Below are 10724 nucleotides of genomic sequence, written 5' to 3'. Positions count from 1 at the left end.
CGCCCAACCGCAGGCGTGCGCGCCGAGTTGGCGGCCGGGGGGCGGCGGCCTGATGGCCACGTCGGGTGGCGACGGCATGCTCGTGGTGTGGGACGTGCGCGCCGGCTCGGCCCGTCGGGCGCCGACCCCGCTGGCCCGACGGCACGTCTCGGCGCCGGTGACCGCGCTCGCCTGGCACGGCCGGGAGGCGCTGCTGTTCGCGGACCGCACCGGTCGGGTCGGGGCCCAGTGGTTCCGCGAGATCGGCACTCGCTGACCGGGCCGACGATGTACCGCACTTCGATCGGGGCCGACGGTGTCGGCCGCGTGACCATTTAGGTTAGCCTCGCCTTACATTTGCTGTGTACGGCCGGGAGGGTCCGCCCATGGAATTGCTCGTGGAAGATCTGCACGCCGGATATCCGGGGCATCGTGCCGTGTCGGGCGTGGACCTGTCCGTGGCCGCGGGCAGTGTGGTCGCGATCGTCGGGCCCAACGGTTGCGGCAAGTCCACGTTGCTCCGTTCGATCGCGCGCCTGCACAAGCCGGATTCGGGTCGGGTCAGTGTCGGCGGCGACGACATCTGGCAACTGAAGCCGCGTCAGGCCGCGCACCGGGTAGGGCTGTTGCCGCAGAACCCGACCGCACCGGAGGCGGTCACCGTGGCCGGACTCGTGCGCTATGGCCGGCATCCGCACCAGGGGCTGTTCCGCCAGTGGTCGCGCGCGGACGAGCGGGTCTGCCGGGACGCGTTGACCGCGACCGGCGTGCTGGACCTGGCTGATCGGCGCCTGGATCGGCTCTCCGGCGGGCAGCGACAGCGCTGCTGGGTCGCGATGGTGATCGCGCAGGAGGCGCCGGTGATGCTGCTCGACGAGCCGACCTCGGCGCTGGACCTCGGACACGCGGTCGAGGTGCTGGGCCTGGTCCGGCAGGTCGCCGCGGGCGGGCGCACGGTGCTGATGGTGCTGCACGACCTGGCGTCGGCGGCTCGGTACGCGGATGTGCTGGTCGCGATGCGGGCGGGCGAGGTGATCGCGTCCGGGCCGCCGAAGGAGGTCGTGGACGCGACCCTGGTGCGGGCGCTGTACGACGTGGACGCGGACATCCTCCGGGCGCCGGGGGACGACACCCCTGTCGTGGTTCCCAGAATGGTCGGGGCAGGCGCAGAGGCGGGGGCAGGCGCGGGCGCAGAGGCGGAGACGGGTGCCGATGTCGCCGCGCGGGTGAGCGCCGACCGTGCCGACCACGCCGGGATCGGCCCGTCCGGGGCGTGAGGGCCTCGGCCGCAGGCCGCCCGGTCCTCGCCCGCGCCGGGTGTTCGGGTAGGTTGCCCACAGAAATGTGACGATGCGTCAGTTGATGAGGTGGGCAATGTTCGGCAAGAAGAAGGCCGCGGTGGCGACCGAAGGCCGCGATGTGGCGGCGCTCGTGCTGCGCGCGACGCTCGGTCCGATGCTCTTTGCGCACGGTTACAACAAGGTCGCCGGCCCCGGCGGCCTCGCCGGCACCACCGGCTGGTTCGAGTCGCTCGGCCTCAAGCCCGCCGAGGTGCACGCGCGCCTGGCGGCGGGCACCGAGATGGCGGCCGGTGTCGGTATCGCGCTCGGCGTGGCCAACCCGCTGCCCGCGGCGGCGACGGTGGGGCTGATGAGCGTCGCGGCGGCAACCGACCACAAGGGCAAGGGCTTCTTCGTCTTCAAGGGCGGCTGGGAGTACACCGCCATGGTCGGCGGTGCCGCCGTCGCGCTCGCCGCGCTCGGCAACGGCAGGTATTCGGTGGACGCGCTGATCGGTCGCAGGAAGTCGGGCCTGCGCCCGGCGCTGTTCGCGGCCGGCGTCGGCGTCGCGAACGCCGCGCTGCTGATGAAGCTCTGCTACAAGCCGGACCCGAAGCCGGACGAGACGCTCGAGGCGTAGAGCCGGACGAGACCTTCGGAGCGCGAGTCGGGCGAGACCCCCGGACGCAGGCCGGACGAGACGGTCGACGGGCAAGCCGGGCGAGACGGTCGCCGCGGAATACTTCGACCGCCTCGGTCCGCACCGATCCACTCGGTGCGGACCGAGGTGTCCGGGCGAGCGACTACGTTGGATCCCACGTTGATCCATGGGCGTTGCGCCCTCGTGTGGAGGTTCTTGCTGTGCAGACGTTGCCCGAGTCCTGGCAGCCCGTGCTCGCGGAGGAGTTGGCGAAGCCCTACTACGCCGAGCTGACCGCGTATGTGGACGCGGAACGCAAGGAACACCAGATCTTCCCGCCGGACGACGAGGTGTTCGCGGCCCTGGAGGCGACGCCGTACGACGACGTCCGGGTGTTCATCGTCGGGCAGGACCCGTACCACGACGACAACCAGGCGCACGGCATGTGCTTCTCGGTGCGGCCCGAGGTCAAGATCCCGCCGTCGCTGCGCAACATCTACAAGGAGATGCACGCGGACATCGGTCTGCCCATCCCCGACAACGGTTACCTGATGCCGTGGGCACAGCAGGGTGTGCTGCTGATGAACACCGTGCTCACCGTGCGTGCGCACGAGGCCGCGTCGCACAAGGGCCGCGGCTGGGAGAAGTTCACCGACGCGGTGATCAAGGCGGTGAGCGACCGGGACGAGCCGGTGGTGTTCGTGTTGTGGGGCGGGCACGCGAAGAAGAAGGCGGCGCTGATCGACACCGCCAAGCACACCATCGTGCAGGGCGCGCACCCCTCGCCGCTGTCCGCGAAGCTCTTCCACGGCAGCAAGCCGTTCTCGCAGATAGATGCCGCGCTCGCGACCATGGGGCACAAGGCGATCGACTGGACGATCCCCAACCTCAAGAAGTAGCGCGCGCCAGGCGCAAAGAAAAACGACAACCGGCGTTCCGGTTCGGTATCGGCTCGGCCGGTATCGGACCGGAAACGGGCGTCGATCGGGAATGGCCGGAAATCTCCTTGCATCGGTGCGGAAGACCTACGGCATGCCTTTACGGTGTGAGGCTCCCCCTTTCCATGCCTCCGAGGCGGCCCCCGTGTCGACGACCACCGTTTCACCCGTAACCCCCACTCCCACCCCCGCCCTCGACCTCACCCCCGGCTATGTCGCCCACCGAGGTCTGCGCGAGGAATTGGCCCGACTGACCGAGGTGACCCGACACCTCGACCCGGTCGACATCCTGCGCGTGCGCGCGATCGAGGAGCACCTCGCGCTCGTGCTGCGCTTCCTGCGCGCGCATCACCGCGAGGAACACACCGTCCTGTATCCGTGGGTGCGCGCCGGTTCACCGCGCGCCGCCCGCACCGTGACCGCGTTCCAGGTGGACCACTCGGCCCTGGAGGCCGCGATGCTTCGTGTGGCCGACCCGAGCGTGCCGCTGCGCGACCGTTCCCCCGCGATCGGGCGGCTGTACGAACTGGTGGCCCGGCACAGTCTGGCCGAGGAGCACCAGTTGTTCCCGCTGATGCGCCGACACGTGCGCGGCACGCCCGACGGGCGCATGCCGACCCGCACCGTGCGGGTCTGGGGCCGCGACCTGCCCGCGTTCGTCGCCTTCCACCTGCACCACGCCACCGACGCCGAACGACGGCGGGTGCTGCGCTGGATCCCGCCCGGCACCGCCCTGTTGTGGCGGGCCGGCTGGCGGCGGGCCTACGAGCGGCGTCGGCGGGCCGCGTACGGGAGTTGACGCCGGCGCGGCGCGGCCCGGCTCAGGAGGCCCGGTCGGCCGCGTCGGTCGGGCGGGTCAACTCGGCCAGCAGCGCTCGCACGTGTTCGATCTCCGGCCCGGTCGGCTGCACGTCGCCGAGCGCGCGCACCAGCGCGTCCAGGGCGCGCGCCGGGTCCGGCTCGGCGAGCGTGGACAGGTCGTGGATCAGCCGCAGCAGCATGATCCGCGGCGCGGCGATCTGCTCGCGGGGCAGCGGTCGTTCGAAGTAGCCCTCGGCCAGATCCAGCCACAGGTTCCACAGGTCGGTCCGGGCGACCCGGGGCACGGCCAGGATCGCGTCGGTCAACTCGCGGGTATGCCCGGGCGTGATGGTGCGGCGCAGCACCGGCGCGGCCGGCAGCACGGGTGCGGACGGCGAAGTGGGCGCGGGCGCGACCGCGGGCGGAGCCGGGGGGCTGCCCGCGCCCGTGCGCGGGCCGGGGAACGCCGGTGGGTCGCTGGGCCGGGTCGGTCCGTGGATCGCCGTCATCAGTGCCTCGTGCGCGTCCTCCTCGGACTTGCCATACAGCGTCTTGCGCAACAACGGCCGCAGCACGGACGGGATCTGCTCGCGGTCCAACTCGTGGACCACGAGCGGGATCAGCCGGCGGCCGCTGCCGCGCAGCGCGTCCGACATCGCGGTCCACTCGACCGTGGTCCAGCGCTCCGGCACGAAGTACGCGGGCGAGAACAGCGCGATCATGTGCCCCGCGCCGTCCAGCGCGCGGCTGACCTTGGTGGTCAGGTTCTCGCCTGTCGCCCAGTCCCACGCGTCGAGTTCGACATCCAGGCCGGCCTGGACGAGTTGGCCGGCGACCCACTCCGCCCAGGCGGTGTCCGAACCGGCGTGGCTGATGAAGTAGCGCACCGTGTCGCCCCCGTGCTCCCCGTCGTTCGCCATGCGTACCAGCATCGCGCACCGGCCGGCCGGATTCGGCTCCTTCGTCCGATACGGAAGCGGAGCCACCCGTTCAGCCGGGCAGGTTGTCGATCGCCCGACAGACCTCCTCGACGCCCTGGGTGTTGGGCAGAACGTCGTGCAGTGCGCGGCACAGGCACTGCAGCGAGTGGATCGGTTCCGGGCCGTTGACCAGGGTCCGGATCATGTGCAACAGCATCGACCGTGCGTCGGTCATGTGCCGGTGCAACAACTGGTGTTCGAGATAGTCCTCGGACAGATCCAGCCAGATCGACCAGGTGTCCGGTGCCCGCAGCCCGCGCACGGCCAGGAACAGGTCGGCGAGGTAGACGACCTGGTTCTGCGGGATGGTCCGGGACAGCTTGGCCATGTTCCCGAAGCGCAGCAGTTCGAGTGTCACGTCCGGGGTCACCAGGCCGGACGCGAAGAGTTCGGCGATCCGGGCGATCGCCGCGGGCCGGTCGCCGACGAACGCGGCGATCGCCTCGGCCGTGACCATCTCCAGCTCGAATTCGCGGTGCGCGTCGAAGAGCATCAGCACCGACGAACCCCGGTCCAGCGGCGGCAGATCGACCGTGCTGCCCAGATGGCGGGCGAGCGGGTCGGTGCTGGTGATCAGCACGTGGCCGGGGCCGGCCGGAATCATCTCGCCGATCAGACCCGGCCGGTCGACCTCGTCGAAGACCAGCAACCAACCCTCGCGCGAGACCAGTTCGTGCTTCGGGCCGACCTGCTGGTCGACCCGGTGCCCGAGGTCGGCCAGCTGTTCGAGCACGCGGTGCACGAATGCGACGCCGCTCTCGGTGGGGCGGGCGGCGCAGTCGAACCACCACACCACGTCGTACAGATGCCGGTGCCGGTAGGCGTACTCGCGGGCCAGATGGGTGGTGCCCAGGCCGGGCAGGTCGTCCTGCGGACGCAGCACGACACGGTGCTCGACCTGGAGCAGCGTGCGCAGGTCGGCGAGCGTGCCGTCACGCCCGTAGAAGCGCCCTCTGGTGCCCGGGACGCGCCACACCGGCGGATTGTCCGTGGGTGAGCGCGGCGGGGGCGGAGGCGGGATCCTGGGCGGTCCGGCCGGTCTCGGTGGGCGCGGCGGCGAGGGTATCGGGTCCGACACGGTCAGGCGAACCCCGGATTCCGCGCGGGCAACGGCGCGAACCGGTGCACCGCCTCCACGAGGAGATCGCGCTGGCCGACCGCGTCCGCCTCCGTCAGGTCGACCGGCCGGACGCCGCGGAACATCGACGGCACCTGGGTGCGACCGACCACGATCGGCAACAGCCTGCCCCCGGAGTCCGCATCGCCCAGGGCCTCCTCCCATTCGTCCATGGCCAGTCGTCTGGCCTCGAAGTAGTGCTCGGAGAAGAGCGCGATCACGTGCTCGCCCAACCCGCGCGCCTGGGCCATCGCCTTGCCGAAGCTCACCCCCGCGCTCCAGTCCCAGCGGCTCAGCGAGACCCGGTAGTCCTCGAAGGTGAGCACCTCGCTGACCCAGTCGGCCCAGGCGAGGTCGTTGCCCACGTAGCTGATCACCAGGTCGGTGCGGGCCGGTGGGACCGGTTCCAGGATGGGCAGCCGGCGCGGTGTCTCGGGCAGTGTGCGGGTGCCGGCCTCGTGGCTGCCGAACAGCGGCTCGACCTCGGCCGCTTCGCCGGGGCTCAGCGGCGCGAGCCGATGGTGCAGCGCCGCGGCCACCCGATCGGCGACCGTGCGCACGGCGCGCACGTACCCGAGGTCGCGGATGCCGCCCAGCCGCAGCATGTCGAACACGCTCGGGCCGCCGCCGGGCCCGGCGATCCCGGCGGGCCACTCGATCGCGCCGAGGGCGGCCGGGAGCGGTTGCTCCATCGTGGTCCAGGGCACCGCGATCAGATTCGGCGGCGAGACGCCCACGATCGACTCGTGTCGACGCAACCGGTCGGTGAACACCGCCCAGTCGCGCCCGCAGTCCAGATCCTCGAAGTAGTCGTCCGAGCACAGCGCGACCATCGCCCGCGCCTGCGCGGGCGGATCCCCGTCCGGAACCTGGATCGGCCCGAAGGTGGGCTGCAACCGGATCGCCGCCCGCACCCCGTCGCCCGCGCGCCGCAGTTCCGCCTCGATGTCGTCGTGAAAGCGGGCAGCCCACTTGGGATCACGGTCGGCGACGTGACTCGTGAAGAAGTCGTAGTCCACCAAGCGACCCCCGGGATCGAGCACCGTACAAGGACGGCCGAGCGATACCCACGCGCCGGAGGCGGCGGGTTCCAGCAACTGCCGTCCCCCGTGGCCGTTCGTGTGTACGACTCTGCCCACACAGAGCATCGCGCAGGCCGACCCGGCCCGGCTAGTATAGGAAGGCTTGTGTAATCGTGGCGATACGTTCCGCACTCGAATGTACGGGTTTCACTCGGACGGCACGCGCGAACGGCACACGCCGGTCGTCCGACACGGACTCGAACGTCCGGGCGACGCGGGAGAACGGGGGACCTGCGGATGCAAGGGGAGCGCGGTGGCGTGGAGTCGGCTCTGCCGGACCTCGACGGGCTCTGTCTCGACGATCTGGACGACCTGCCGGCCTCCGTGCTCGGCTCCGCGCTGCGCCGGTTGATTCGCGAGTCCGAGGAGCCCTCGGAGGCGGTGGTCGCCACCTTCGACAGCGCCGTCGAGCCCGCCTTCGCCGAGATATGGGTGCCGGCCGACGCGGACGACGGTGCCGACGAACCCCGGTCGGACGGGAGTTCCGGCATTCGGAACTGACCGTGGGAGGGCCGATGAACGAGGCGATACCGTTTCGGCAATTCATCGTCAAGATCGCCGCGCGCTGCAACCTGGCGTGCGATTACTGCTATGTGTACGAACTCCGGGACCAGGGCTGGCGGAACCGGCCCCGCCTGATCGCCGACGAGACGGTGGTCGCGCTGGGTCGATGGCTGCGCGCCCATGCCGAGCGGGCCGGCCTGCGGACGCTGGACATCGTGCTGCACGGTGGTGAGCCATTGCTCGTCGGACCCGATCGACTCGACGCCATCGCGAGCGAATTACGGGCCGCGCTGGCGGGCGTGGCCGAGCCGCGCTTCACGCTGCAGACCAACGGGGTGCTCCTGGACGAGCGTTGCGCCGAGGTGCTGCTCGCGCACCGGATCCGGGTCGGTGTCTCGCTCGACGGCGACGAGTTCGCCCACGACCGGCACCGGCGCGGGCCGGACGGAAGAGGCAGCCACGCCGAGACGGTGCGCGGTATCGAACTGCTGCGCCGGCCGCGCTACCGGCCCCTGTACGGCGGACTGCTCGCCACGATCGACCTGGCGAACGATCCGGTCGCCACCTACGAGGAACTGCTCGCGCACGCACCGCCGATGATCGACCTGCTGCTCCCGCACGCCACGTGGGAGTATCCGCCGCCCGACGCGCGCGCCGGCGAAACCGCACATGCGAACTGGCTGATCGCCGTCTTCGACCGCTGGTACGGCGCACCGGTGCGGGAGACCCGCGTGCGCATCCTGGAGGACCTGGTCGACCTGACCCTGGGTCGGGCCGTGCGCAGCGAGACGCTCGGACTGAGCCCGGCGGGCTCGGTGGTGATCGAGACGGATGGCACCTTCGAGCGGCAGGACGCCCTCAAGGCCGCCTACGACGGGGCGGCGGCCACCGGGCTGGACGTCTTCCGGCACGACCCGGCGGCCGTGCTCGCCGCGACCGCCTTCGCCGGCTCCGGCGCAGGCATCGCCGAGCCGAGCCCGACCTGCCGGCGCTGTCCGGTGTTGCGCACCTGCGGAGGCGGCCTGCGGGCGCATCGCTACCACCCGGCCAACGGATTCGACAATCCCTCGGTGTACTGCGCCGACCTGCGGGCACTGATCGAGCACGTGGCGGTTCGGGTGCGTGCCGACGTGCGTGCGCTGGTGGGCCCGGAGCGTCGGCGATGATCGGCACGCATCGCCTCGACGCCGCGGTGTTCGCCGAACTCGCCGCGGGCTACGGCGGATCCGAGGCCGTGGCCGCTCTTGTGCGGGCCCAGGAGAGCCGCCGACTGCTCCAGGTGTACGCGGTGGTCGCCACCGCCCGCGAGCGGCTGCCGGGCACCCGCACGGCACACCTGGTCGACGCGCTGGACCTGCTCGCCCAGATCCAGCGCACGGCGCCGCAGGCGGCCCGGACGGTGCTGATGCATCCGTACACCGGCGCGTGGGCGATGCGCTGCCTGTTGAGGCTGCGTCGACCCGAGGCGGGCCCGGCGGCACCCGACGCGGATCGGCTGCTCGACCACCTCGGCTCGATCGCGGCCGCCGCCGCGCTGCGCGCCGATCCCGAGCACGCCCCGGGGGAGCGGATCCGGGTGCGCGCGGTCGACGGGTGGGTGTACCTGCCCACGCTCGGCCGGGTGCGCGTGGCCGAGGGCACGGGTGGGACCGCGCCGATCGCACGGCAGTGGCGAGTCGACCTCCTCGCGCGACGCGAGGCCAATCGGGTATGTTCCGCCACGGCCGCCGGGTTGTCCGCCACCTTGGCGATCGAGGATGTGGACCCCTATCGCGACGTGCACCGCTGGGAGCCGACGGCCCGGTTGTCCGCGCACCAAGTATCCTTGCTGCAAAGGAACTTCGGGAAAGCGTGGGATCGGCTGGCAGTTGCTCACCGGGCCTACGCGGCCGGTCTGGGCCAGGCGCTGTCCACGCTGGTCCCGGTGGTCGCGGAACCGGGGGTCAGCCTCAGTTCGTCGTCCCGATACGCGTTCGGAAGCATCGCGTTGGCGCCGGCGATGGGGCCGATCACGCTGGCCGTGACACTGATCCACGAGTTCCAGCACAACAAGCTCGGCGCGGTACAGGACATCACGAATCTCTCGGAACGCTCGACGCTCCGGTATCGGGCGCCCTGGCGGTTGGACCCCCGACCGGTGGGTGCGCTCCTGCAAGGTGCCTACGCGCACCTGGGGATCGCGGACTTCTGGCGGATTCGGCGGCAGACGGCGGCGGGGGAGGAGCAGGATCGGGCACAGGCCGAGTTCGCCGTGCATCGTGCGCACGTCGCGGAGGCGATCGGGACGCTGCGCGCGTGCGGCGAACTGACGCCGGACGGCGAGCGGATCGTGGCCGGCATGGCGGACACCGTCGAATCCTGGTGGCGCGAGGACGTGCCCGCCGACGCGGCGCGGCGCGCGGCCGAACGGGTGCGATCGGGCCGGCGGACCTGGGCGGAGCGAAACGGTGCCGGAGCCGGGGCGGACTCGGATGGGCCGGTCCCGGGCATGGGCGCAACGATACGAAACGAGAGAGAACATGAGATTACCTGATGTCACGAGGAGTAACTTCGAGTGATGGACTCGGGTAGCCTGGGAACAACGAGTGACGGACGGGGAGGGCAATCCCACGCGCGTCGAAACGAAGCACCGACAGCAGAGGTCGAGATGACACCGGTCTTCTTCACGAGTCGGTCGTGCGGCGATGAGCGTGTCTACGTCGAGCGCTTCCACGCCGACCTCGAACAAGCCGTCTCCGCCCGAATGCCGGGCCTGGACGGTGCGCGGGGCCTGCTGTCGGCGTGCGCGGACCGCGATCCGGGCGACCCGCCGGAAATGTTCGCCGCCTGCTCGGTTCCCGCCGCGGTGGTGCTGGCCTCGCCCGACTACCTCGCCGATCCCGACGCCATGCGCGAATGGGCGGTGATGGCCGAACGAGTGCGCGGACATCGCGTGCGCACCGGCGAACAACTCGACGCGATGGCCACCGTACGCTGGCGCGCCACCGAAGCCCGCCCCGGCGAGCAGCCGACCCCGGACGTGGGCGCCGACGGCGACTACGGTCCGATCTACGCCCGCCAGGGCCTGTTCGACCTGATGCGCCTGGAGGGCCACTCCGCCGACTACCGGCGGCTGATCGCCGAGTTGGCGCGTGTGGTGGTCGAGGTCAACCGCGTCCCGCTGCGCCCGCTGCCGCCGGCCGAGGCACGCGAACTCCTCGGCGCGCGCACCACCGCGAGCCCCACCCCCGCCCGAATGCCGTACGCGGGCTCCGCGCCGGTTGCGACCGCTGCCCGGGTCCTGCCCATGCACGCGCGCACCGGGCCGGACCTGCCCACCCGACCCCGCTGGATCACGGCCCGACACAATCCCCGCCGCCCGTTGCTGTGGGGACCCGGTGGCGATGTTGAGGAGCACTGAAAC

General features: G+C 71.5%; 11 protein-coding genes and 1 pseudogene. 9 read left to right on the top strand and 3 right to left on the bottom strand.

Annotated elements, in window-relative coordinates:
* From ABZS54_RS01290 to ABZS54_RS01270, 5 genes and pseudogenes are all read left to right on the top strand, one after another.
* A pseudogene (locus ABZS54_RS01290) lies at window positions 1-256 on the top strand (hypothetical protein); the annotation flags it as partial.
* Window positions 257-365: 109 nt separating this feature from the next.
* Entirely contained in the window at window positions 366-1256 is an 891-nt protein-coding gene (locus ABZS54_RS01285) for an ABC transporter ATP-binding protein (protein ID WP_355529337.1), read from the top strand.
* An 85-nt stretch (window positions 1257-1341) separates the two neighbouring features.
* Entirely contained in the window at window positions 1342-1899 is a 558-nt protein-coding gene (locus ABZS54_RS01280; protein ID WP_355529334.1) for a DoxX family protein, read from the top strand.
* A 221-nt stretch (window positions 1900-2120) separates the two neighbouring features.
* Window positions 2121-2798 (top strand): uracil-DNA glycosylase, encoded by a 678-nt coding sequence (locus ABZS54_RS01275; RefSeq protein ID WP_355529331.1) that lies wholly within the window; start codon window positions 2121-2123, stop codon window positions 2796-2798.
* A gap of 184 nt (window positions 2799-2982) precedes the next feature.
* On the top strand, window positions 2983-3636 hold the full coding sequence (locus tag ABZS54_RS01270; protein WP_355529328.1) for a hemerythrin domain-containing protein: 654 nt from the start codon (window positions 2983-2985) through the stop codon (window positions 3634-3636).
* A gap of 22 nt (window positions 3637-3658) precedes the next feature.
* On the opposite strand, the gene ABZS54_RS01265 is transcribed toward ABZS54_RS01270, so the two are convergent.
* The 3 genes from ABZS54_RS01265 to ABZS54_RS01255 all read right to left on the bottom strand — a co-directional run bounded on the left by ABZS54_RS01265 (window position 3659) and on the right by ABZS54_RS01255 (window position 6778).
* Window positions 3659-4558, bottom strand: coding sequence for a TIR domain-containing protein (locus ABZS54_RS01265; RefSeq protein WP_355529326.1), 900 nt, complete (start codon window positions 4556-4558; stop codon window positions 3659-3661).
* A gap of 70 nt (window positions 4559-4628) precedes the next feature.
* Window positions 4629-5594, bottom strand: a complete 966-nt coding sequence (locus ABZS54_RS01260; RefSeq protein WP_355529324.1) for a hypothetical protein — start codon at window positions 5592-5594, stop codon at window positions 4629-4631.
* Between the two features lie 104 nt (window positions 5595-5698).
* Window positions 5699-6778 (bottom strand): toll/interleukin-1 receptor domain-containing protein, encoded by a 1080-nt coding sequence (locus ABZS54_RS01255; protein ID WP_355529321.1) that lies wholly within the window; start codon window positions 6776-6778, stop codon window positions 5699-5701.
* Window positions 6779-7075: 297 nt separating this feature from the next.
* Between ABZS54_RS01255 and fxsA the strand changes: the two genes are divergently transcribed.
* The 4 genes from fxsA to ABZS54_RS01235 all read left to right on the top strand — a co-directional run bounded on the left by fxsA (window position 7076) and on the right by ABZS54_RS01235 (window position 10721).
* The gene (gene fxsA, locus ABZS54_RS01250) at window positions 7076-7318 is read left to right on the top strand and encodes an FxSxx-COOH cyclophane-containing RiPP peptide (RefSeq protein WP_355529318.1); all 243 of its coding nucleotides are present in this window, start codon (window positions 7076-7078) and stop codon (window positions 7316-7318) included.
* 14 nt (window positions 7319-7332) lie between these two features.
* Window positions 7333-8487 carry an FxsB family cyclophane-forming radical SAM/SPASM peptide maturase gene (locus ABZS54_RS01245; RefSeq protein WP_355529316.1) on the top strand — a complete coding sequence of 385 codons (1155 nt, stop codon included), beginning with the start codon at window positions 7333-7335 and terminating at the stop codon, window positions 8485-8487.
* Entirely contained in the window at window positions 8484-9854 is a 1371-nt protein-coding gene (locus tag ABZS54_RS01240; protein WP_355529313.1) for an HEXXH motif domain-containing protein, read from the top strand. Before ABZS54_RS01245 ends, ABZS54_RS01240 begins: the two co-directional genes overlap by 4 nt.
* A gap of 114 nt (window positions 9855-9968) precedes the next feature.
* Window positions 9969-10721 (top strand): hypothetical protein, encoded by a 753-nt coding sequence (locus tag ABZS54_RS01235; protein WP_355529310.1) that lies wholly within the window; start codon window positions 9969-9971, stop codon window positions 10719-10721.
* The last annotated feature ends 3 nt before the right edge of the window (window positions 10722-10724 follow it).

The sequence above is a fragment of the Embleya sp. NPDC005575 genome (genome assembly GCF_040605455.1).
GTDB lineage: Bacteria > Actinomycetota > Actinomycetes > Streptomycetales > Streptomycetaceae > Embleya.
This window is presented reverse-complemented; position numbering and strand designations above follow the sequence as displayed.

Bases quoted from the DNA above. Each gene is read 5' to 3' on its own strand.
- ABZS54_RS01285 (WP_355529337.1), top strand. From the start codon at position 366: ATGGAATTGCTCGTGGAAGATCTGCACGCCGGATATCCGGGGCATCGT.
- ABZS54_RS01280 (WP_355529334.1), top strand. From the start codon at position 1,342: ATGAGGTGGGCAATGTTCGGCAAGAAGAAGGCCGCGGTGGCGACCGAA.
- ABZS54_RS01265 (WP_355529326.1), bottom strand. From the start codon at position 4,558: ATGGCGAACGACGGGGAGCACGGGGGCGACACGGTGCGCTACTTCATC.
- ABZS54_RS01245 (WP_355529316.1), top strand. From the start codon at position 7,333: ATGAACGAGGCGATACCGTTTCGGCAATTCATCGTCAAGATCGCCGCG.
- ABZS54_RS01240 (WP_355529313.1), top strand. From the start codon at position 8,484: ATGATCGGCACGCATCGCCTCGACGCCGCGGTGTTCGCCGAACTCGCC.
- ABZS54_RS01235 (WP_355529310.1), top strand. From the start codon at position 9,969: ATGACACCGGTCTTCTTCACGAGTCGGTCGTGCGGCGATGAGCGTGTC.